Origin of the sequence: Enterovibrio litoreus, from assembly GCF_045679545.1 — a bacterium.
Classification (GTDB): Bacteria; Pseudomonadota; Gammaproteobacteria; order Enterobacterales; family Vibrionaceae; genus Enterovibrio.
Map to the genome: position 1 here is coordinate 2,762,740 of NZ_CP166194.1, position 21,279 is coordinate 2,784,018.

General features: G+C 47.1%; 21 protein-coding genes. 9 read left to right on the top strand and 12 right to left on the bottom strand.

Features of this window, described 5'->3' with window-relative positions:
• Positions 1 to 15 precede the first annotated feature (15 nt).
• The 8 genes from rseP to rpsB all read right to left on the bottom strand — a co-directional run bounded on the left by rseP (position 16) and on the right by rpsB (position 7,470).
• Positions 16 to 1,371 carry a sigma E protease regulator RseP gene (gene rseP, locus AB8599_RS12205; RefSeq protein ID WP_407331187.1) on the bottom strand — a complete coding sequence of 452 codons (1,356 nt, stop codon included), beginning with the start codon at positions 1,369 to 1,371 and terminating at the stop codon, positions 16 to 18.
• Positions 1,368 to 2,564, bottom strand: a complete 1,197-nt coding sequence (gene ispC / locus AB8599_RS12210) for a 1-deoxy-D-xylulose-5-phosphate reductoisomerase (protein WP_407331188.1) — start codon at positions 2,562 to 2,564, stop codon at positions 1,368 to 1,370. The genes rseP and ispC overlap by 4 nt, the downstream gene beginning before the upstream one ends.
• A 66-nt stretch (positions 2,565 to 2,630) precedes the next feature.
• Entirely contained in the window at positions 2,631 to 3,479 is an 849-nt protein-coding gene (locus AB8599_RS12215) for a phosphatidate cytidylyltransferase (RefSeq protein WP_407331189.1), read from the bottom strand.
• Between the two features lie 10 nt (positions 3,480 to 3,489).
• Positions 3,490 to 4,260, bottom strand: a complete 771-nt coding sequence (locus tag AB8599_RS12220) for an isoprenyl transferase (protein ID WP_407331190.1) — start codon at positions 4,258 to 4,260, stop codon at positions 3,490 to 3,492.
• Positions 4,261 to 4,335: 75 nt separating this feature from the next.
• Positions 4,336 to 4,893 (bottom strand): ribosome recycling factor, encoded by a 558-nt coding sequence (frr, locus tag AB8599_RS12225; protein WP_407331191.1) that lies wholly within the window; start codon positions 4,891 to 4,893, stop codon positions 4,336 to 4,338.
• A gap of 56 nt (positions 4,894 to 4,949) precedes the next feature.
• The gene (gene pyrH / locus AB8599_RS12230; protein ID WP_407331192.1) at positions 4,950 to 5,678 is read right to left on the bottom strand and encodes a UMP kinase; all 729 of its coding nucleotides are present in this window, start codon (positions 5,676 to 5,678) and stop codon (positions 4,950 to 4,952) included.
• An 87-nt stretch (positions 5,679 to 5,765) separates the two neighbouring features.
• Entirely contained in the window at positions 5,766 to 6,611 is an 846-nt protein-coding gene (gene tsf, locus AB8599_RS12235; RefSeq protein ID WP_407331193.1) for a translation elongation factor Ts, read from the bottom strand.
• Between the two features lie 130 nt (positions 6,612 to 6,741).
• Positions 6,742 to 7,470 carry a 30S ribosomal protein S2 gene (gene rpsB, locus AB8599_RS12240; RefSeq protein WP_407331194.1) on the bottom strand — a complete coding sequence of 243 codons (729 nt, stop codon included), beginning with the start codon at positions 7,468 to 7,470 and terminating at the stop codon, positions 6,742 to 6,744.
• A 318-nt stretch (positions 7,471 to 7,788) separates the two neighbouring features.
• Between rpsB and map the strand changes: the two genes are divergently transcribed.
• The 3 genes from map to AB8599_RS12255 all read left to right on the top strand — a co-directional run bounded on the left by map (position 7,789) and on the right by AB8599_RS12255 (position 11,813).
• Positions 7,789 to 8,586 (top strand): type I methionyl aminopeptidase, encoded by a 798-nt coding sequence (gene map, locus AB8599_RS12245; RefSeq protein WP_407331195.1) that lies wholly within the window; start codon positions 7,789 to 7,791, stop codon positions 8,584 to 8,586.
• 60 nt (positions 8,587 to 8,646) lie between these two features.
• A complete protein-coding gene (gene glnD, locus AB8599_RS12250) occupies positions 8,647 to 11,268 on the top strand; it encodes a bifunctional uridylyltransferase/uridylyl-removing protein GlnD (protein WP_407331196.1) in 2,622 nt (873 codons plus the stop codon).
• Positions 11,269 to 11,435: 167 nt separating this feature from the next.
• Positions 11,436 to 11,813, top strand: coding sequence for a DUF3461 family protein (locus AB8599_RS12255; protein WP_407331197.1), 378 nt, complete (start codon positions 11,436 to 11,438; stop codon positions 11,811 to 11,813).
• A gap of 90 nt (positions 11,814 to 11,903) precedes the next feature.
• Here the strand turns inward: AB8599_RS12255 and truC are convergent, their stop codons facing one another.
• Together truC and AB8599_RS12265 are read right to left on the bottom strand one after the other, a co-directional pair.
• Positions 11,904 to 12,635: a tRNA pseudouridine(65) synthase TruC gene (gene truC, locus AB8599_RS12260; RefSeq protein ID WP_407331198.1), complete on the bottom strand. Its 732-nt coding sequence runs from the start codon at positions 12,633 to 12,635 to the stop codon at positions 11,904 to 11,906.
• Between the two features lie 6 nt (positions 12,636 to 12,641).
• Positions 12,642 to 12,968, bottom strand: a complete 327-nt coding sequence (locus AB8599_RS12265) for a YqcC family protein (RefSeq protein ID WP_407331199.1) — start codon at positions 12,966 to 12,968, stop codon at positions 12,642 to 12,644.
• Between the two features lie 179 nt (positions 12,969 to 13,147).
• On the opposite strand from AB8599_RS12265, the gene AB8599_RS12270 reads away from it, so the two are divergent.
• The 4 genes from AB8599_RS12270 (at position 13,148) to AB8599_RS12285 (ending at position 16,706) form a co-directional block, all read left to right on the top strand.
• Positions 13,148 to 14,191 (top strand): DUF3549 family protein, encoded by a 1,044-nt coding sequence (locus AB8599_RS12270; protein WP_407331200.1) that lies wholly within the window; start codon positions 13,148 to 13,150, stop codon positions 14,189 to 14,191.
• Positions 14,188 to 14,496 carry a DUF3301 domain-containing protein gene (locus AB8599_RS12275; RefSeq protein WP_407331201.1) on the top strand — a complete coding sequence of 103 codons (309 nt, stop codon included), beginning with the start codon at positions 14,188 to 14,190 and terminating at the stop codon, positions 14,494 to 14,496. Before AB8599_RS12270 ends, AB8599_RS12275 begins: the two co-directional genes overlap by 4 nt.
• Before the next feature lie 1,610 nt (positions 14,497 to 16,106).
• Positions 16,107 to 16,340, top strand: coding sequence for a DUF2789 family protein (locus AB8599_RS12280; protein WP_407331202.1), 234 nt, complete (start codon positions 16,107 to 16,109; stop codon positions 16,338 to 16,340).
• Positions 16,341 to 16,418: 78 nt separating this feature from the next.
• Positions 16,419 to 16,706 carry a hypothetical protein gene (locus AB8599_RS12285; protein WP_407331203.1) on the top strand — a complete coding sequence of 96 codons (288 nt, stop codon included), beginning with the start codon at positions 16,419 to 16,421 and terminating at the stop codon, positions 16,704 to 16,706.
• Positions 16,707 to 16,710: 4 nt separating this feature from the next.
• Here the strand turns inward: AB8599_RS12285 and AB8599_RS12290 are convergent, their stop codons facing one another.
• Positions 16,711 to 17,484 (bottom strand): Zn-ribbon-containing protein, encoded by a 774-nt coding sequence (locus AB8599_RS12290; RefSeq protein ID WP_407331204.1) that lies wholly within the window; start codon positions 17,482 to 17,484, stop codon positions 16,711 to 16,713.
• A gap of 5 nt (positions 17,485 to 17,489) precedes the next feature.
• Entirely contained in the window at positions 17,490 to 18,035 is a 546-nt protein-coding gene (gene syd / locus AB8599_RS12295; protein ID WP_407331205.1) for a SecY-interacting protein, read from the bottom strand.
• A gap of 62 nt (positions 18,036 to 18,097) precedes the next feature.
• Here syd and queF point away from each other — a divergent pair, with 62 nt between their 5' ends.
• Both queF and AB8599_RS12305 read left to right on the top strand, forming a co-directional pair.
• Positions 18,098 to 18,943 carry an NADPH-dependent 7-cyano-7-deazaguanine reductase QueF gene (gene queF / locus AB8599_RS12300; protein ID WP_407331206.1) on the top strand — a complete coding sequence of 282 codons (846 nt, stop codon included), beginning with the start codon at positions 18,098 to 18,100 and terminating at the stop codon, positions 18,941 to 18,943.
• Between the two features lie 65 nt (positions 18,944 to 19,008).
• On the top strand, positions 19,009 to 21,279 hold the full coding sequence (locus AB8599_RS12305; protein ID WP_407331207.1) for a GGDEF domain-containing protein: 2,271 nt from the start codon (positions 19,009 to 19,011) through the stop codon (positions 21,277 to 21,279).

Here is a 21,279-nt window from a genome sequence, read left to right on the forward strand (position 1 = left end):
GCTAAACGCTGATTTCTAGAGTCGGGCAAAATCGTTAAATAATGCCACGCCCATCAGTACCACGATAATGGCTGAACCAACCCGATATCCAATATCCTGCACACGTTCGGGGACAGGGCGGCGTGTCACGGCTTCAATACCAAAAAACAACAAGTGCCCGCCGTCAAGAACCGGTAACGGTAACAGATTAATAATGCCTAAATTCACGCTAATCAGCGCGAGAAAACCGAGAAAGTATACCAGACCGAAGTCTGCGGTCATCCCTGCACCTTTTGCAATTGAGATAGGCCCACTCAAATTCTTCACGGCAACATCACCAGTGAACAACTTTTTGATCATTTGCGCAGTCAGCACCACAACTTGCCACGTTTTATCCACAGCAGCGGGAATAGCGTCCAATGGACCATACTGCAATGTGAATCGATAGGTCTCTGGCCATTCGCCCATTTGAGGCGCGAAACCGGCATACCCAACTTGTGCGCCGCCTTGCTCACGGGCATCGGGTGTAATCACTATTTCTAGTTCTCGACCATCTCGCAATACCGTCATTGGCAACGACATCTCGGGATGGGCACGAATAACATTCACAACCCTTTCCCAGTCATCAATAGGTTGACCATCAACAGTGAGTAATTCGTCACCTTCTTGCAGACCCACACGCTCAGCAGCACTTCCTTCTACCACTTGTGCAACCACATTAGTGATTTCAGGCGTAAATGGGGTTAATCCCAAGGTACGAAGCGCCGATTCTGATTCTGGGTCAAAAGACCAGGACGTCAAATCCAGCGACTTATCGACAGTGTAACCAGCACTTTCACTCGGTATCACTGACATCGTCATTTCGTCATCGCCGATGTGCGAGATCAGTTGCAAGTTAACCGACTCCCAATCTGGCGTTTTGATGCCAGATACCGCAGTAAGTTCCATGCCACTTTCGATTCCGGCTTTTGCTGCAATAGATTGGGGAGCTACCTCACCAATTACCGGCTTAACGGCCGGCGTGCCAATGATCATCACTAACCAATAGGCGCAGATAGCAAAGAGGAAATTCGCTGCAGGTCCCGCGGCCACGATGGCGCTTCGCTGCCAAAGAGGGCGATTGTTAAATGCCATTTCTTTTTGGTCTGCTGGCACATCGTCAACACGCTCATCCAGCATTTTGACATAGCCACCCAGCGGGATCATGGCGAGGGTGTATTCTGTTCCATCTTTGCCAACACGCTGCCAAATCGCTTTACCAAAGCCAATAGAGAAACGTTCGACTTTCACGCCGCATCGTCTTGCCACCCAGAAATGACCATACTCATGAATGGCAACCAAAATACCAAGCGCAATGAGAAAAAAGGCCAAGTTCCACAAAATACCGCTCATCGACCCAGCCTTGTCATATAATCTTGTGCCATTTTACGTGCCTTAATATCAATCTCGAGCAAACATTCAATGCTTGATGGTTCCAGAAGTTCTGACCGTTGTAACACAGCATCATTGATTTCAGCAATCTGCATGAAACCCACACGCCCCGAGAGAAAGGCATCAACAGCAACTTCATTGGTAGCATTCAGGGTAGTGGTAGCCGCTTGTCCAACGTAGCAAGCATCAATCGCGAGTTTCAAGCACGGGTAGCGCTCAAAGTCAGGCTTAAGAAAGGTGAATTCGCCAATTTCGCTAAAGTCGAGTGGCTTCACACCCGCTTCAATACGATTGGGGTAAGCCATAGCATAGGCAATGGGTGTACACATATCAGGATGCCCCATTTGTGCCAATACTGAGCCATCGCGGTACTGCACCATGGAGTGGATAACCGACTGAGGATGAATAATGACATTAAGTTGTTCTCGGCTCGCATTGAATAACCAACGCGCCTCGATGTACTCCAAGCCTTTATTCATCATAGTGGCTGAATCTACAGAAATTTTAGGCCCCATAGACCAATTAGGGTGTGCAATCGCCTGTGCTGGTGAAACAGAAGCGAGTAGATCGATATCGGTATATCGGAATGGTCCACCAGAACCCGTGAGAAGAATTTTACTTACGCCTTCCGCAGCGAGGTCACAACGACCCGGGTTGACTTGAATGGAGGTAGGCAGGCATTGAAAAATGGCATTGTGTTCACTATCAACCGGCAAAAGCTCAGCACCGTATTGATGAACCGCATCAATAAAGAACTTCCCTGACATCACCAAGGCTTCTTTATTGGCGAGCAAGATGCGCTTCCCTGCTTTTACCGCTGCCATTGTCGGCATTAGCCCAGCAGCGCCAACAACTGCGGCCATTACTGCATCAACATCATCGTGCGAAGCAATGGCACACAAACCCTCAATACCGCTTAGTACTTCAGTCTCGCTGCCTTGATTTTTTAGTGCCAAACGCAATGCTTTTGCGGCAGCGTCATCAGCCATTGCGGCAAACGCAGGTTTCCACTTCAAGCACAACAAAAGCATGTCGTTGACATTCGCATTCGCAGCAAGCGCGAAAACTGTATATGCAGAAGGATTCTTTTCAACTACCGCTAATGTGCTGGTTCCAATCGAACCAGTGGCACCAAGAATCGTTAAATTACGCATAGAAAACTCTAATCATTGTTTCGCCCAGTCAGAATACGAATCACCGGCTAAACGCCGGTGATTCCTTTAAGCCAACCAGAAATACAATACGGTGAAAACTGGAAAGGCGGCAGTGAGGCTGTCAATTCTATCGAGTATGCCACCATGACCTGGAAGAATACTGCCACTGTCTTTCACCCCAGCGGTACGCTTGAACATACTTTCAGCCAAATCACCAAGCACTGAAGCAAATGACGTCACCAATGCAACAATGCCAAGCAGAGGAAGCGAAGAAAACGGAATAGCAAAGTAATGCGCCGCAGCGATGGTAACAGCAACCGAAGCAATCAACCCACCAATGAGACCTTCGATCGTTTTGTTAGGGCTTACGGATGGCGCCATTTTTCGTTTACCAAAGCGCTTACCTGCAAAATAAGCCCCGGTATCAGCGGCCCATACTAACAAGCAAACCGTTAGTACCAGTTTGGCACCAAGAAACGGCTCGAGTTCATAGTGGTAGGCACGCAGTAATAATACGCTCCACAAAAACGGTAGCAGGGTTAATACGCCAAAGCCTTGTTGCAGTGCGGCACTGTTCGCCCACCAACTCGTTCCTTTGGGATATTTCAATACCATGCTCGTTGCGACTAGCCACCAAAGTGCACCAGCTATAGCAATGACGCCGCCATTGAACGAAGAGATATCCATCCCGTTTCCTGTCACTGGCAGCGAAAACGCTGAACCAAGAAGGACAGTAGCAGGTAAAATAAATGCCCCTAAACGAGAAGACGAGGCGACAAATTTAGTCCATTCCCAGTGACCAAGCAGAGTAACGCTGGCCACGGCAATAATGAAAAGTTGAAACGGCAAAAAGAAGATACCTGCGATAACTAATGGCGCTAACACAGAAGCCGTTAAGACACGTTGTTTCAGCAAACGAAACCCTCTATTTTTCTACTTGTAACATGGCCTTAATTTGTTCACCGGTGCATCCAAAACGGCGCTCGCGGTTGATAAACCAAGCAATGGCTTCAGTAAGACTGGTCTCATCGAAGTCGGGCCAAAATTGTTCAGTAAAATACAGCTCTGCGTAAGCTGCCTGCCACAACATAAAGTTACTGATGCGGCACTCTCCACTGGTTCGAATCATCAAGTCTACATCTGGCAAACATGCTGTCGTCAAATGCGCTTGAATATCAGCTTCTGTCAGTTGCTGAGCCGGAATTTCTCCGCGCTCAATCTGACCAGCCAGTTTTTTTACCGATTGCAAGATATCCCATTGCCCACCATAGTTGGCAGCAACGTTCAACGTCAGCCCTGAATTATTCTCGGTCAACGCTTCTGCAGCGGCGATTTTATCCTGCAATGACTTGCTGAATCTCGATGTATCGCCAATTACCTTGAGTCTTACACCATTTTTGTGAAGGCGTTTCACTTCACGTCCCAACACTGTGACAAACAATTCCATTAGAAGGCTGACTTCTTCTTCCGGACGTCGCCAGTTTTCACTGCTGAATGCAAACAGAGTTAACACTTGAATGCCAAGACGATTGGCCGTAGACACCGTTTTTCGAACAGCATCAACACCGGCTTTGTGCCCAAACATTCGGGCTTTACCGCGTGCTTTTGCCCAACGGCCATTTCCGTCCATAATAACGGCAATATGTTTTGGAAGCAGGCTAGGATCTATCTCTAGATAGGGAGATTGGGAGCTCATCATTATCCTTCGCAAATAAAAAGCGCTGTACTGCTAGCACAGCGCTTTGGCAATGGAATCAGAGTGTAGCCGGAATTAGACTTCCATCAACTCTTTTTCTTTCGCTTCAAGAATCGCGTCAATTTCTTTAACTGCTGCATCTGTCAGCTTCTGAATATCGTCTTGGCCACGACGCTCGTCATCTTCAGAGATGTCTTTGTCTTTAAGCAGGCCTTTGAGATCGCTGTTAGCGTCACGACGAATGTTTCGCACGGCTACACGGCCCTGCTCAGCTTCAGCGCGAACGATTTTAACCAAATCGCGACGACGCTCTTCTGTCAACGGAGGTAATGGAACACGGATAACCGCACCCGCAGACATTGGGTTGAGACCCAAGCTAGACGTCATAATCGCTTTTTCAACGGCTTGTGTTACTGATCTATCAAAAACAGTAATTGCCAGTGTACGAGCGTCTTCCGCAACGATAGAAGCCAATTGCTTAAGCGGCGTCGCTGCACCGTAATAATCAACAGACAAACCATCAAGTAGTGCAGGATGCGCACGACCTGTACGGATTTTTGACAGAGTACTCTTCAGCGCTTCAACGCTTTTCTGCATGCGTTCTTTCGCATCTGCGTTAATTTCATTGATCACGAGATTATCCTTGAAGATTCTTTTTTCTAATTAGCGGATTATGCCACTAATTTTGATTAACCGTTATTAATTAGTGTGCCTTCTTGCTCACCCATCACAACTCGACGTAATGCACCTGGCTTGTTCATGTTGAATACACGAATTGGCATTTTGTGGTCACGCGCCAATGTAAAGGCAGCCAAGTCCATGACTTTCAATTCTTTTTCCAGAACATCTTGGTAATTCAGGTGACTGTAAAGCTCAGCATCCGGGTTCTTTGCAGGGTCATCAGTGAATACACCGTCGACTTTGGTCGCTTTAATCACGATGTCAGCTTCGATTTCAATACCACGCAGGCACGCAGCAGAATCCGTCGTGAAGAATGGGTTACCTGTACCTGCAGAGAAAATCACCACACGTCCATTACGCAGCTGGCTGATAGCTTCAGCCCAGTTGTAGCTGTCACACACACCGTTCAGTGGGATAGCAGACATCACCCGCGCGTTCACATAGGCACGGTGCAACGCATCACGCATCGCGAGACCATTCATTACGGTCGCCAGCATACCCATGTGGTCGCCCACAACCCGGTTCATACCCGCTTCGGCAAGGCCTGCACCACGGAATAGGTTACCACCACCGATAACCAAGCCAACTTGGACACCAAGTTCAACCAGTTCTTTGATTTCTTGCGCCATACGATCAAGTACAGCAGGATCGATACCGAACCCTTCTTTTCCTTGCAGCGCTTCGCCGCTCAATTTAAGCAAAATTCGTTGATAAGCTGGTTTTGGGTTTGTAGTCATTCTCACTACCTTTAGGCACTTGATTCTACGGATGGGATTGTAAAAAGACCGCAGAGTTCTGCGGTCTTTTGGGTTCTCTAGAAAGGATTAACCTTTCTGAGCAGCAGCAACTTCTTCTGCGAAGCTCATGCCGGCAGCTTTCTCGATACCTTCACCTACTTCTAGGCGAACAAAGCTAGAAACTGATGCGCCTTTCTCTTTCAAGAATTCGCCAACAGTTTTCTTTGGTTCCATGATGAATGGTTGACCAGTCAGAGAGACTTCGCCGGTGAATTTCTTCATGCGGCCAACAACCATTTTCTCAGCGATTTCTTGAGGCTTGCCTTCATTCATCGCGATTTCAACTTGGATTTGTTGTTCTTTCGCTACTACGTCAGCGGGTACGTCAGATGGGTTAACGTACTCTGGTTTAGAAGCAGCAACGTGCATCGCAACGTGCTTAAGCACTTCTGCATCGCCTTCACCAGCAACAACAACACCAATGCGCTCACCGTGACGGTAAGAAGCAATAGATGCGCCTTGAACGTATTGAACGCGACGGATAGAGATGTTCTCGCCGATCTTAGTCACGAGAGCGATACGTGCTTCTTCGAATTGCGCTTGCAGTTCTTCAACAGTCGCTTGAGACGCTAGAGCCGCTTCTGCAACTTCGTTTGCGAATGCAGTGAAGTTACCATCTTTAGCAACGAAGTCAGTTTGGCAGTTAACTTCTACCAGTACTGCTACACCATCAGCATCTTTGATGATGATAGAACCTTCAGCTGCGATGTTACCTGCTTTCTTAGCAGCTTTCGCAGCGCCACTTTTGCGCATATTTTCGATTGCTAATTCGATGTCAGCGTTTGCTTCAACAAGCGCCTTTTTACATTCCATCATACCTGCGCCAGTACGCTCACGCAGTTCTTTAACCAGGGCAGCGGTAACAGTTGCCATTGTTCAATCCTCGATTCGAAACTTTTGGGTAAAAATCAGGGGCCTTAAATGGGCCCCTGCTAACCTACTTAGCTTACAGTGCCGTTCATGACAGCCTGATGGCTAAGAACGCTCACAAGGAGCAATTGTCTTACTCAGCGACTTCAACTAGCTCGTCTTCAGCTTGAGCTACGATGTCCTGGCTACGGCCTTCAGTGTAAGACTGTGCTGCAGCGTTCAGGTACAGTTGAACTGCGCGGATTGCATCGTCGTTACCTGGGATAACGAAATCAACGCCATCTGGGTCAGAGTTGGTATCTACTACCGCATACACTGGGATACCCAGGTTGTTTGCTTCTTTAATAGCAATGTGCTCGTGATCAGCATCGATAACGAACAGTGCGTCTGGCAGACCAGCCATGTTCTTGATACCGCCCAGAGATTTTTCAAGTTTTTCCATCTCACGGGTACGCATCAGCGCTTCTTTTTTGGTCAGCTTCTCGAAAGTACCGTCAGTAGACTGAACTTCAAGTTCTTTCAGACGTTTGATTGACTGGCGAACTGTTTTCCAGTTAGTCAGCATACCGCCCAACCAACGGTTGTTCACGTAGTACTGATCACAGCTTTCTGCTGCTGCTTTGATAGATTCGCTAGCGGCACGCTTAGTACCAACGAAAAGTACTTTACCTTTACGCTCACCAACTTTAGTCAGTTCGCCAAGTACTTTGTTGAACATTGGTACAGTTTTTTCTAGGTTAATGATATGAACCTTGTTACGTGCACCAAAGATGAACGGCTTCATCTTAGGGTTCCAGTAACGGGTTTGGTGACCAAAGTGAACACCAGCTTTAAGCATGTCGCGCATTGAAACAGTAGCCATTATAATTCCTCTCGGGGTTAGGCCTCCACATATCCCATACAGCCGACCCGTAAAGGGCACCCCGGCGCATGTGTCGATATGTGTGTGAGTTAGGTTAATTGTCTTGTTGAAACCACCAGCATAGAACCTGAAACTCAGATTAACCATGAAGGCGTATTTCGGCGCGCTTTATACCATAAAAACGCACCCTTAATCCAGCATAAAAAAGCACCTCGTCGAACGAGTAAGGTTTCCACAACGCGATGCGATTGATAATATGTAGCGATAGCATTCCATTCCTCCCTTGTTTTTTTGAAGGGAGCTAACTGAGAGAAAGCAATGAGCGCCACTATAAAAACGGCTGAAGAAATCGTAAAAATGCGTGAGGCAGGTCGCCTTGCTGCTGACGTGCTAGAGATGATCGAACCGCATGTAAAAGCAGGCGTTACCACTGAAGAGTTGGATAATATCTGCCACAAATACATCACGGAAACGCAAAACGCGATCCCAGCGCCGCTCAACTATCATGGCTTTCCTAAGTCAATCTGTACGTCTATTAATCATGTGGTTTGCCATGGCATTCCAACAACAGCAGACGTGTTGAAGGACGGTGACATTATCAACATTGATATCACCGTTATCAAAGATGGCTATCACGGCGACACATCAAAAATGTTCTTGGTCGGTGACGTTTCGGCAGAAGACAAAGCGTTGTGCCACGTTGCTCAAGAAAGCCTTTATCAGGCGCTAAAGAAAGTGAAGCCAGGTGCTCGCATTGGTGATATTGGCACTGAAATTCAAAAATTCATTAAAAACCGCCCTAAGCGCTATTCTATTGTGAAAGACTACTGCGGCCATGGCATTGGTGCAGAGTTTCACGAAGAGCCTCAAGTGGTTCACTACAAAAACAATGACCGAACGGTGATTAAAGCAGGCATGTGCTTCACCATTGAGCCAATGATTAACGCCGGAAAGTTCAACACTGAATTGGACGACAATGATGGCTGGACGGTGTACACCGCTGATAAGAAGAAATCTGCACAGTGGGAACACACCATTTTGGTCACCGACAACGGGTGTGAGATCCTCACTCTGCGCAGTGATGAAAAACTGCCTCGCATTTTAAATAACGCATAAGCTTCAAAAATGTCGGCCTGAGTGCCGACTTTTTTATTTCAGCAAGATTCAAGGAAGACAATGAACGACGTTTTGTGCGCCCCATCAGAGCTGACAGCAGAGCAATTAACCCTCGCTGAACTTAGAAACCAGCTGGTGCTTTTTGGTGAAGGCCAAAAGACCATGTTTATAAGTCGCGTCTCCGTGAACGATTTGGTTTATCAGCGTTCGGATTATTTCGACGACCTGCTATCACGGCTTTGGCACCATTACGATTTTCATCATCATCCTAACCTTTCCCTGATTGCCGTTGGCGGTTACGGACGCAGAGAACTTCATCCGCTATCAGACATCGACTTACTTATCTTAAGCGAAGGTGCTCTTGATAAAGAATATCAACGACGCATCAGCGAATTTGTCACCTTACTGTGGGATCTTAAGCTTGAAGTCGGTCATGCTGTTAGAACACTCAAAGAGTGCATCGACGTCGGATTGGACGACTTAACCGTTGCGACCAACTTGCAAGAGGCTCGTCTGCTGTGTGGCAGTGAACGTATTTTTCACGAGCTAAAAAACCAAATACATTCTGAACAATTTTGGCCTAGTGCAAAGTTTTTTAATGCCAAAGTAAAAGAACAAAAAGAGCGGCATGCGCGTTATCACGATACGGCTTACAACCTAGAGCCTGACATCAAATCCAGCCCGGGAGGACTGCGAGACATTCACACCTTAAGTTGGATCGCTCGCCGTCACTTTGGTGCAACCAGCCTGCGTGAAATGAGCAAATACGGTTTCCTGACCGACGCGGAATTTCGTGAACTTGATGAATGCCAAACCATGCTTTGGCGTATTCGATTTGCCCTTCACCTTGAGCTTCGTCGTTACGACAACCGTCTCACATTCTCTCATCAACCCTCTGTTGCTGAAACCCTTGGCTATCAAGGTGAAGGTAATCGCGGCATTGAACTCATGATGAAGGATTTCTATCGCACGCTAGGAAGAGTGTCAGAGCTGAATAAAATGCTGATCCGCTTATTCGAGATCGCGATAGAAGACGAACCTAATAGCAAGAAAATAGAAATATTAAGCGATGACTTTCAGCGCCGTGGCCGCCAAATTGAAGCACGTAAGCCTGCTCTGTTTCAGGCGCGCCCTGAAACCATCATCGATATGTTCTTGCACATTGCCAATGACAAATCGATTGAATCCATTTCAGCGCCGACGCTTCGTCAACTGCGCACAGCCCGTCGACGCCTAAATCGCTTCTTGTGCGACATTCCAGAAGCCAAAGAGAAATTTATTGCCCTAACACGCCACCCTAATGCCTTGCACAAAGCATTCTCTTTGATGCACAAGCATGGCGTGCTGTCGGCCTACTTACCGCAGTGGAGTCAAATTGTCGGCCAGATGCAGTTTGACCTCTTTCACGCCTATACCGTGGACGAGCACACGGTTCGTTTGTTGAAGCATATCAATGGCTACAGCCAAGAAGAAAACCGCGACAAGCACCCTATTTGTTGCGATGTGTATCCACGCTTGGCAAAACCTGAACTTCTGTTGCTCGCCGCTATCTTCCACGATATTGGCAAAGGACGCGGTGGAGATCACTCTGTCATTGGTGCAGAAGAAGCCTATGCCTTCTGTATCGAACATGACTTTTCTCGCCCTGAAGCGAACTTAGTCAGCTGGCTAGTGGGGAATCACCTTCTGATGTCAGTAACGGCTCAACGCCGAGATATCTATGACCCCGAGGTCATTACAGGTTTTGCACAAAAAGTACGAGATGAGGAGCGACTCGATTACCTCATTTGCCTCACCGTGGCGGACATTAATGCCACCAACCCGGAGCTTTGGAATAGCTGGAAACGCACCCTGCTTGCTGAGCTTTATTATTCGACTCAAAAAGCGCTCCGTCGTGGACTCGAAAACCCGCCTGATATGCGGGATCGTATTCGTCATAATCAGCATCTCGCTGCGGCACAGCTGCGTAAACATGGTCACACGCCGCGAGAAATTGAACTGCTATGGCAACGATTCAAAGCCGACTATTTTCTTCGTCACACCCACAAGCAAATCGCATGGCATAGCGAGCACATATTAAATCACCACAACAACGAACCTTTGGTGCTGGTCAGCAAAAACGCCACACGTGGTGGCACAGAAATTTTTGTTTATAGCGAAGATAAGCCCAGCCTTTTTGCGCGTGTTGTCGCCGCGCTAGACAAAAAAAACCTCAGTGTTCATGATGCGCAAATCATGACAAGCAAAGACGGTTTTGCCCTCGATACCTTTATGGTGCTCGATGCCCACAACGACGCGATTCCGGGAGACCGTCATCAAAAGATTCGTGAAGGTGTTACGCAGGCATTAATGCAAGACGGTGCCATTACCATTCCCGTTCGTCGCGCGCCAAGAAAGCTCATGGCATTCAATGTGAAAACCCAAGTGACTTTCTTACCGACTCGCACAGGGCGACGCACCCTGCTTGAACTGGTTGCGCTAGACACTCCAGGGCTACTTGCCCGTGTTGGCGCCGTATTTGCCCGCCAAAAAGTGTCTTTACAAGCGGCGAAAATCACGACCATTGGCGAGCGTGCAGAAGACTTTTTTATTGTCACGGATGGTGAAAGACAAGCATTAAGTGAAGAGACACAACTGGCGCTAAGAGAGGCTTTATTTGATGCGTTGAGTGATGTGAACTAAGCGCAGATGAAACTGGATTTACTCTCAGATTCAGCATTTTAGGCGATCTCGACCACAAGTCTCAGACATTGATCATTTCTGCTATTGGGTGTAGCTAAAGGCTACTGCTAAAGTGAAGTGAATCGAACGAAAACATTCATGTTCAGTGTGTACGTAAAGAGGCAGTTATGTATCAGAATCTAAAGAACATCGGTATCGAAAACCCAGAGAACATCGAGCGTTATACGCTACGCCAAGAAGCGAATTCGGACACACTGAAAATCTATTTCCACAAAGCGAAAGGCGAGCTTTTTGCCAGAAGTGTCAAATTCAAATACCCTCGCCAACGCAAAAATGTGGTGGTAGACAGTGGCAGTGGCCGCTTCCGTGAAGTCACGGAAATCAACCGCAGCCTATCTTTGGTGGTTGACGAGCTAGATAAAATCGTCAGAAAAGAACAAGGCGAGCAAGACGTGAAGAAGAAAATCTTGCGAGACCTTCGCCACTTAGAGAAAGTTGTTGCCAGCAAAATTGCTGAGATAGAATCAGATTTAGAGAAGTTATAGATTCGAGATTCGAGATTCGAACAAAAATGTTAAATGAAAAAACCGCCATAACAAGGCGGTTTTTTGTTTCCGTCGATCGACTTTTCGCACTTAAAGATATTCGCGCAACCCTAGGCCTTCCAATACGCGACGCCAGACAGGATCGACCTGTGCGTCTATCAAAATAGCCTCTCCCGTCACCGGGTGTTCAAACTCCGTGCGCGATGCATGAAGCAACAGTTGATGACATTCAAACTCATCACGAAACAATCTATTGTGCCGACCGTCGCCATGATTTACGTCACCAACAATATGATGACTCAAATGATGCATGTGGCGACGAAGCTGATGCTTACGCCCCGTATGAGGCTTCATTTCCACCAAGGTATAGCGGCAGCTTTGGTAGCGTCCCATCGCAATCGGTAACTCAGCGTATGCTATGGGCTGATATTCAGTAATCGCCTCTTTCGCTTCTGGCTCTTTGGTCGTTTTTTTATCGGCGATTTTATCCAACTCTTCTTTGAGTGGATAATCCAGCGTTGCCCCTTCTTGTATCCATCCACGCACAATTGCATGGTACGTTTTTTTGATATCACGCCCTGCAAACTTTGGCATCATTTGCGCCGCCATCTCAGAAGATAAGGCGAACAAAAGCACGCCTGATGTCGGTCGATCTAAGCGATGCAATGGAAAGACATGCTGTCCAATCTGATCGCGAAGGGTCTGCATAACAAAGCGGGTTTCACCTTTGTCCAACCAAGAGCGGTGCACCAGCATGCCGGAAGGTTTATTGACGGCAATCAGCCATTCATCACGGTAGATAATTTCAAGTTCAATTTGCATAGATGATCACTGCGAAGAAGGCGCAAAAAGGGCATCGATATTGATGGACACGCGTGTAATTGCCTCGTGACCTTGTGCGCCTTTAAGCGCTTCCTCCACATATGGGGAGATAGAAAACGAAACAGGAAGTGGGTGCATATGCACAATCAAAAACTGCATTTTCGGGATGAAAACCCATTGCAACCATTCGGTACATGTCAGGGTATCAATCGCAAACGGTTCAGTGCTCGCCAACGCTTCAATAGACGGTGACCCTTCTTGCCAATGCCCATTGCGCTCAAGTTCTTGCTGCAACTGTGCGAGTAGCACCTCAACGTCTTGGTGTTTGCTCATAGAATTGCCCTCTTCTTTGGCAACATGGGTTGAAATTTCGATATGGCGCAAGCATATCATTATTCATCACGCGCAGTGAAAAGGCCTGTTACCATTCCCACCAACATTCCGGTGAGGGGGGAGTATAATAAACACCTTTCGCTCTCCGCCAACGACGGCCACATTATTTAGAAGTTATCATGGAAAATACGCTTTCTCTCAACGCCATTTTCAGTCAGGCGAACTGTGAATTTTTGACCTTTGACCTTAGCCGACGCGTTACTGAGATCAGTAACAAGGACTTCACTGCCATCGAAGAAAATCGCGTTGCCTACCCGTACCCTGCTCAGCAGCATGCACACATGGGCATTGCGTTTTGGCAACCCAATCAAGCACCTTGGATTTGGTTTTTGAAAATGCCACTTGATGAGCGAGGGCTTCTAAAACAGTCCGCACTGGGGAATTTCATCCAGTATGTGGCGCAAGCCATGGGCGCGAGTCTCGACAAAACACTGACCGAAGAAGAACAAGAAAAACTGGCAGCCAACCCTTACACCTTCAAGCCACAAGATGATAAGAAAGCCATGTTCCATGCTTTCTTGACGGATAAATTGAAACAACCTGCCAGTCAATATTATGACCATGCGCAGCATTATGCGTCAGGCGAGTTAGGTTGGGAGCAATGGCAAGGTATTGGCTTGCAAGGGCTTGCTGATCTTAGCGCGAGAATGGATCGCCATAACAACGCGACGCGCATTCGCAAAGCCATGCGTAACATGCCTGACACCCCAAAATACGCCCTGCTGGGTTGTTTGGAGCATTGCGATATTCCTGATGCGCTAGCACAGCAAATAGAAGCGTGTATTGACACCATGCTGGCTAACGACGATGTCGATCTCTTTCTACTTGCCGCCCACGTTCGTGCACTCGCGGGCGCATCACCAAAGACACTTACATCGCTGATTGATAGGCTGCTAACCATACCTGCACTTCGACACCGCGAAATGCTGATTGCTATCGCAGGTCGCTGCTGGCAATCGCTGTCTAATGATGCCTTGTTGGACGCGTTCCTCATTGCCGTCGCAGAGCAAAACGATCAGGCTTTCTTCCAGCAGATGGTGGCTGATCTCGTCATGATTCCTTCGCTTCGCCCTCAAGTGCTGGCTTTATTGCACGGCAGTGCCTCAGAGGAATTGATGAGCGCAGTTAAGCAATTGCAAGAACGTGTTAAGGCATCATCATGATCATGGATTTGTTCTGGATAATCGCCATCGCCGTTGTTGCCAGCTTGTTCTGGCAGCAACGCCGTCAAAGCGAGTTAGCAAAGCAATTTATTCAACGTCGCTGTCAGCAAATTAATGTGCAATTGCTCTCCATCGCGCGCGGCAACCATTCATTCGGTTGGCCCAAAGGCCCACTCAACATGCAGACTCGATATTATTTCGAATTTTCGGTTAACGGATTGGATTGCTATCAAGGCTATGCGGTAATGCGAGGAATGCGCTTGCAGGAAGTGTATATGCCTGCCTATCCGATGGTTGAAGAGTAGATTTAAGCGTTTCAAGAGAGCTTTGCAAATACACGTGACAAATCAAGCTTTAGACGTGAAAAATCAAGCTCTCGCTTTTTCGTTCTCGTGTCTCGCGACTGCTTTTACTCGCTATTCTTCTAAAAAAAGAACGGGCGCGACTTTCGTCGCGCCCTGAGGTCTTACTTGCAGCTATCCTGCTACGAATGTGCTCCCTGCATCATTCCATGATCAGTGGCTGAATCCTTCAGCTCTATCCTTATCTCTCCGTCCTGGAGGTGTCCTTCGGTCTTACCTTGACCCGTCGAGTCATCCTGTCTCGATTCTCGTCCTCATCCTGAGGGTGTCCTTGACTTCATCCTGAAGTAGATTCCTTAAGCCCCCATCCTGGGTTGTCCTAAGTGTCTTCCTGACCAGTAAATATCCTATCTACTGCTACGGTTCCATCCATGTCCCTAATGCCGCATTCCTTGCTAGTAACACAATCCTTGCGTTACCTGCTCATCCTGAGCTTACCAAGTCCGTGGTGTTAGTTCCTGTTCCGTGTGTCAGTATCCTTCCGACACAGCAAAGATTACGCGAACCTCGTTTCAAAACAACCAACCCCAAGGTGATTGAACTCACATTTTACAACAGACAAAACGATTTAAATCTTAACTCCATGTTTTTAAATGTTTTTAAATTTATTCTTTTCCTTATATCAACACTGAAAACGGTAGAATCCCACGCGTTTGTAAGAGATATCTCACAAGGCTGTGAGTGTTCACCACAGGATCAATATGCTGAGTTTTCAGGTGTGAAAGATGCAGATCAGTTTATCCGTCCGAGTTGTTACCATTTTGTAGTTAACTTGATGGTTTATCGTGGGTTTTAACCACAATAAATAGAGCGAGGCTTTTGAGAGGAAACGATAAATAGTATTGAGTGTGAAAATCACAACGAAGAAAGCGTATTGCCAAAAACAAGAACGGGCACGACTTTCGTCGTGCCCTGAGGTCTTACTTGCAGCTATCCTGCTACGAATGTGCTCCCTGCATCATTCCATGATCAGTGGCTGAATCCTTCAGCTCTATCCTTATCTCTCCGTCCTGGAGGTGTCCTTCGGTCTTACCTTGACCCGTCGAGTCATCCTGTGTCGATTCTCATCCTCATCCTGAGGGTGTCCTTAACTTCATCCTGAAGTGATTCCTTAAGCCCCCATCCTGGGTTGTCCTAAGTGTCTTCCTGACCAGTAAATATCCTATCTACTGCTACGGTTCCATCCATGTCCCTAATGCCGCATTCCTTGCTAGTAACACAATCCTTGCGTTACCTGCTCATCCTGAGCTTACCAAGTCCGTGGTGTTAGTTCCTGTTCCGTGTGTCAGTATCCTTTCGACACAGCAAAGATTACGCGAATCAATTTTACGCACAACCCATCAGTGGTCGATTGACCTCTCATTTCGAATCAATCATACGCGGATAGGTGTTAAATCATTGATTATTAATAACTTTAAATATTTGAATTAGAGATTCCCAATAAGAAAAAAAGGATTATCTTACTCTGTTGTAAGAGATCTCTCACAAGCGATAGGGACACATTGCCAAACCAGCTTCTATACTTTCTGGATACTTTGAGGAGAGGGTTACCAATGGAAGTCTTTGACCACAACTTAGCGCACCTTTTTCAGCAACTCGGCCTGCCTTCAGACGCCGCCGCAATTCGCACTTTTATTGACCAGCACTCATTGTCCAACGGAGAACATTTAGCCAATGCGGCTTTTTGGACAACCAGTCAACGTCAATTTTTAGAAGAGGCTAAATCGCAAGATGCCGATTGGGTAGAGCAAATCGATACACTCGATACGCTATTGCGTAAGGCATAAACTTCCTGTATTCCTCTTTCCCATTGCGCTGGCATATTTTTGAAGACCGGCAACGGATTGATGAAAAGGAAACGCACGATGAGCACTGATTTCACTCCCGCACTACAACAAGCCATTGAAGCGCTTAAACGCGAAGGCAAAGAACCTACTGTCGCTTCAATCAAAAGCCGATTAACCCAGTCCGTACCAATGCCGTTGATCATTAGCGCACTGCAGCGTTGGAAAAAGAACGGCAAACTACCGAAGGTAGAAATGGTTGAGAAAGAGTCGGACGCCGATGTAAAAATTGCCGCTTTGGAGGCGCAAGTAAAGGTGTTGACCCAACGACTAGATGCATTGGAACAACACCTCGCCAGCAAGAGCTAGCCTGCTATTGAAAGTCCCACGATAGGTTAGAGACAATTCGGCATGTATCGCACTTAAAATGAAAAACGTCATGGAGAGGATGTTCGAGCAACCAATCTCCTGCGCATTTTGGACATTTTCTGCCAAACTCAGAATCAGCGTCTTTCCCACCCACACGGTACTGATAATAATACGTCGGTACCTTGGTTAAATATTCAATGCGGCCGCGAATATCCCACCCTTTGCGAAACAACAAACTGTCGGCATCCTGAATTTCTGCCAGTGCGGCATACTCTGCTTTGAACGATCCTGCCATTTGGATTTCATCACATGCTTGCCACTCTGTTTGCCATTTAATTTCAGCCTTGTGGTCGCCATTGAACGTCGCAGGAATTCGGTATAACGGAATAGGCAACAATGTTTCACCACAACGCAGTGGCGAACAGGTATGCACATACGTGGTGTAGAGCACCTGCCATGATCGGTCTTCATTCTGTGCGCTTTCTTCAGAATTGATATCACGTCCCAGAACCTTGAGCTTAGGCGACAAGAGACTGGCATCAGATAGCTGACGAATTTTCAACGCCACTTGTGGACTGTGATATTTAGGATTAAGGCTGTCTTTTTCTGGGCACACTGCACGCACATGAAACACGCCATCCCCCATCACCATCGGGAATTCTCGCCCTAAAACTTGTCCGTTATAACGCAAGGCATCCATAAGCCCATTCACTGCGCGGTCAACAGCAGAAATGGTTGTGTCATCAAAACATTCGAAGGTCAGTTCAACCACGTACATTTTTGTTAAACCTCCGGCGTTAACATACCAAGGAAAGTAACCACATCCGGCGCAAGCACGCTGCGTTCCTTGGTTCCGATACGCTCTTTGATGACTTCACCGCTCACATTGCAAATAGAGACCAAGTCCAGTTCATCATCCGTTGAGGCAATAAACACGGTTGGATTTTGTTTCAAACGTTTTTGCATCAGAAGATGCCCAAGCATGTTTTCTTGTAGGCGAGGTAAATCCTCATCATTCCACACCTGAATAAGCTCAAGTGGTTGACCATTCAAGGTCGCAGACATATCGCCGCAATAAAGACCCGCATAGAAAGCTTTGATGTCTTCATGCAGATTAATCCCAATGCCGTCTTCCACATTGCTAAAGTCCGCTAACTCATCGCGTCTAACCGGTTGCCATATCACCATATTATCGGTTTCTTGAACCACACAAAGCGACATGAGCCCGTGATAGGCATCGCTCTGAGGTAGAGAGCCATGTTGCGTATTCCAAGCGTCGACAAAGCGCTCGCTGAACGACCAAAGCGCGTTAGTGACAGAGTGATTCATTAGCAAGATTCCTAAAGATTCAGTAAACTTTGCGCATTCTAATCGATCCGTGGCAAAACCGTATGAGCAAATATCAAGACGCAAAAGAACTTGCTGGCCTGACATTAGGACAGAAAACGGCCTACCAGGAGCACTACGCCCCTGAACTGCTGCAACCCGTGCCGCGAAGCCTTAATCGCGATGACCTCAATTTAGGGGATTCGCTGCCTTTCACCGGTTACGACATATGGACGCTTTACGAATTGTCTTGGCTCAATGCCAAAGGGCTACCTCAAGTGGCAATCGGCGAAGTGCGCCTTCCTGTCACCAGTCCGAATCTTATTGAATCAAAGTCTTTCAAACTTTATTTGAATAGCTTCAACCAAACTCGTTTTGAAAACTGGCAAAAAGTCGTGGATACACTGGCGAAAGATTTGTCGGCCTGTGCGGGTGAAGATGTGGATGTCACCATCTTGCCTCTTGAAGAATTTAGCAATACACCAGTTGTCGCATTTGGCGGTGAGAATATTGATGATCAAGATATTGAAATCACCGATTACGCCTTCGATGCAGGTCTTCTAGAAGGCTCAGCCGAAGGACCTATCGTTAGTGAAACGCTAAATAGCGATCTGTTAAAATCAAACTGTTTGATCACCAATCAACCAGATTGGGGTTCTGTGCGTATTGCATATAAAGGCCCTAAGATCGATCGTGAAAAGCTGTTGCGTTATATCGTGTCATTCCGTCGCCACAATGAGTTTCACGAACAATGTGTCGAGCGCATCTTTACCGATCTGATGACTTACTGTAAGCCTGAGTTGTTAACTGTGTATGCGCGTTACACCCGTCGTGGCGGTTTGGATATCAACCCATATCGTACTAACATGGGTAAAACACCAAGCGAAAACAACAGACTCGCTCGTCAATAACTTTGATGCAGGCTCAGGATCTCATCTCTGAGCCTGCTTCTTCACCATCATAGACTCAGCCAATCATGCGATTTTTGACAACCGCAATGCTTTTCTTTTCTTTGCTGATAAGCGCCACTGTCAGTGCAAAGCTCAATTCAACCCCCATCCTTACGGAAGCCGATGCTTTACTGCAAACTGCGCCAGATCAAGCGCTAAAGGTGACTGAGCGCTATCTCATGCAACGTCGATTGGCTGAAAGCACCAACCGCCCACACAGTAACAATGATGCAGATCGTTCTATTCGTACACCGCTGAATACCGTCCACGCGCACTTGATCGCCGCAAAGGCACATGGCGCACTTGGCCACAGAGAAGCCGCTTGGAAAGCCTTGGCAGAGGCTAAAGAGATCGCCCAAAACAATCAGTTAAAGTGGGCATTGTTAGAAGTGACACTGGCTGAATCTTCGCTGCAGTATTCTCTCAACGATAACCCTGACGCCGCACAAGCCCTTGTACAATCGCTACTTGCGGCGTTACCGACACTGGATAACTTGCAATCGAGCCGTATTGAGCGACTGAGATTTGAAGCCTTGTTGCTCAATGCCATGATTACCACTTCAGACGAAGATCAGCAGCAGAGCCTTGCCCAATTCGAGTCTGCACTCAAAGCACTCGGTGATACACCGGACATAAAACACAAAGTGCGTTACCAAATCGCACTGGGTAATTACTTCCTCAGCATCCATTCTTATGAACGCGCGTTATCTGAATTGCTCAGTGCCTACTGGCAAGCCAGCGAGAATGATTTCGCCGTACAGATTGCCAGTGCGAATATCTCGTTAACCAAGCTTTATCAGCAGCAAGGTGTGCTGGATAAAGCACTTCAACATGCAAACCAAGCCGCCGAATTTTATGAGCACTATGATTTGAAGCGAGGCTTATCCGAAACACAGACTTTATTAGCCAGCATTTACAGCCAACAAGGTCGCTATAACTTTGCCTTGGTGCACTACTTCAATGCGTTAGAGATTGAAACTTTGCTCTCTCGCATTGTGAGTATTGCAGACATTAACGTCGCAATCGCTGAAACGTATCTGAAGTTAAAACGCTACCCTCAAGCAGAAGAATACGTCAACAATGCGATTGAACTTGCTGAACAAGCCAACCTGACCGAAGAGCTTTCCCAAGCGCTCATCGTCAAAGGTGAGCAGGCATTTCTCACTCATCAAACCGATGTCGCCATTGACGCATTGAAAGAGGCGTTAAACCACGCGAAAGCGCTCAATCATCGCCCTTTGATGCTAGAAAGCCTGGCAAGCTTATCCAAAGCCTATGAGCAAAAAGGTGATTTTAATAATGCGCTGAACTTTCAACGCCATTACGACCAGCTTAACAAGCGCGATGAGAAAAAACGCCAGATTCAAGAAGTCGAATCATTCAAACAACGACAACGCGTTATTGAGCGTCAGCTTCAGTTTGATGACATGCAAAAAAAACACACCGAAGACACACAAACTATTGTCGAACAAAAGAAAGTAAACCTGTTTCTTTTAGGCAGTCTGAGCGTCCTGCTGCTCGTTTTAGTGCTAAGAAACCGAGCAGCAAGCTTACGGTTAAATCAATTGCAGGAACTTCGCAAAGAGCTGTATACCCATCCCCGAAGCGGCCTACGCAACTTACGAATGCTGAATGACAGATTGTCGAACTCGCTCGCCAAAAGTAGTGCGCATTTTGAGCAATGGTATCTGGGGGAAATGATCCATGAACCACTGAGTGACAAACTCAGCTTTGCCATGTTCGAAGTACCTTTTTTAAAAGTGGTGTACCTGCAGCATGGCTATCGCCAAGGTCTGGAGCTGGAGCGACAAATGGGGGACTACCTAAAATCGCACACCAACAAACCTGCTCGTCTTTATCATTTCTCTGACGCCATGTTCATTTACATCGAACCCAATGCAGAAACGCTTAACGCCCCGGAAAAGTTGGCCGCTAAAATTCAGAACTTGGTTGATGGATTCATCCAGAAAACTGGACTTATAGATGTGGATAATCGGTTACGTATTGGAATGGCTGACTACCCTTTCCTTCCTCGTGCATTTACGTCAATTAACGATAAAGAACTGATAGACATCCTACTGATGGCAACAAGCGCAGCCCGACAAGCCTGTAAAAACGAGCACTCTAGCCAATGGGTTCACATTAGCGCGATAGACTCTACACCTGCGGCTTGTTTTGCCAATAATAATGTCCGCCAAGCGTGCTTAGATGGCATAAAGACAGGGTTGCTCAAGGTCAAAACTTCGGCAAACGGCGGGATTAACTGGCAGACGGTTCACGAATCTGACAAAAACTAG

Bases quoted from the DNA above. Each gene is read 5' to 3' on its own strand.
- rseP (WP_407331187.1), bottom strand. From the start codon at position 1,371: ATGAGCGGTATTTTGTGGAACTTGGCCTTTTTTCTCATTGCGCTTGGT.
- ispC (WP_407331188.1), bottom strand. From the start codon at position 2,564: ATGCGTAATTTAACGATTCTTGGTGCCACTGGTTCGATTGGAACCAGC.
- AB8599_RS12220 (WP_407331190.1), bottom strand. From the start codon at position 4,260: ATGAGCTCCCAATCTCCCTATCTAGAGATAGATCCTAGCCTGCTTCCA.
- pyrH (WP_407331192.1), bottom strand. From the start codon at position 5,678: ATGACTACAAACCCAAAACCAGCTTATCAACGAATTTTGCTTAAATTG.
- tsf (WP_407331193.1), bottom strand. From the start codon at position 6,611: ATGGCAACTGTTACCGCTGCCCTGGTTAAAGAACTGCGTGAGCGTACT.
- rpsB (WP_407331194.1), bottom strand. From the start codon at position 7,470: ATGGCTACTGTTTCAATGCGCGACATGCTTAAAGCTGGTGTTCACTTT.
- map (WP_407331195.1), top strand. From the start codon at position 7,789: ATGAGCGCCACTATAAAAACGGCTGAAGAAATCGTAAAAATGCGTGAG.
- glnD (WP_407331196.1), top strand. From the start codon at position 8,647: ATGAACGACGTTTTGTGCGCCCCATCAGAGCTGACAGCAGAGCAATTA.
- AB8599_RS12255 (WP_407331197.1), top strand. From the start codon at position 11,436: ATGTATCAGAATCTAAAGAACATCGGTATCGAAAACCCAGAGAACATC.
- truC (WP_407331198.1), bottom strand. From the start codon at position 12,635: ATGCAAATTGAACTTGAAATTATCTACCGTGATGAATGGCTGATTGCC.
- AB8599_RS12265 (WP_407331199.1), bottom strand. From the start codon at position 12,968: ATGAGCAAACACCAAGACGTTGAGGTGCTACTCGCACAGTTGCAGCAA.
- AB8599_RS12270 (WP_407331200.1), top strand. From the start codon at position 13,148: ATGGAAAATACGCTTTCTCTCAACGCCATTTTCAGTCAGGCGAACTGT.
- AB8599_RS12275 (WP_407331201.1), top strand. From the start codon at position 14,188: ATGATCATGGATTTGTTCTGGATAATCGCCATCGCCGTTGTTGCCAGC.
- AB8599_RS12280 (WP_407331202.1), top strand. From the start codon at position 16,107: ATGGAAGTCTTTGACCACAACTTAGCGCACCTTTTTCAGCAACTCGGC.
- AB8599_RS12285 (WP_407331203.1), top strand. From the start codon at position 16,419: ATGAGCACTGATTTCACTCCCGCACTACAACAAGCCATTGAAGCGCTT.
- AB8599_RS12290 (WP_407331204.1), bottom strand. From the start codon at position 17,484: ATGTACGTGGTTGAACTGACCTTCGAATGTTTTGATGACACAACCATT.
- syd (WP_407331205.1), bottom strand. From the start codon at position 18,035: ATGAATCACTCTGTCACTAACGCGCTTTGGTCGTTCAGCGAGCGCTTT.
- queF (WP_407331206.1), top strand. From the start codon at position 18,098: ATGAGCAAATATCAAGACGCAAAAGAACTTGCTGGCCTGACATTAGGA.
- AB8599_RS12305 (WP_407331207.1), top strand. From the start codon at position 19,009: ATGCGATTTTTGACAACCGCAATGCTTTTCTTTTCTTTGCTGATAAGC.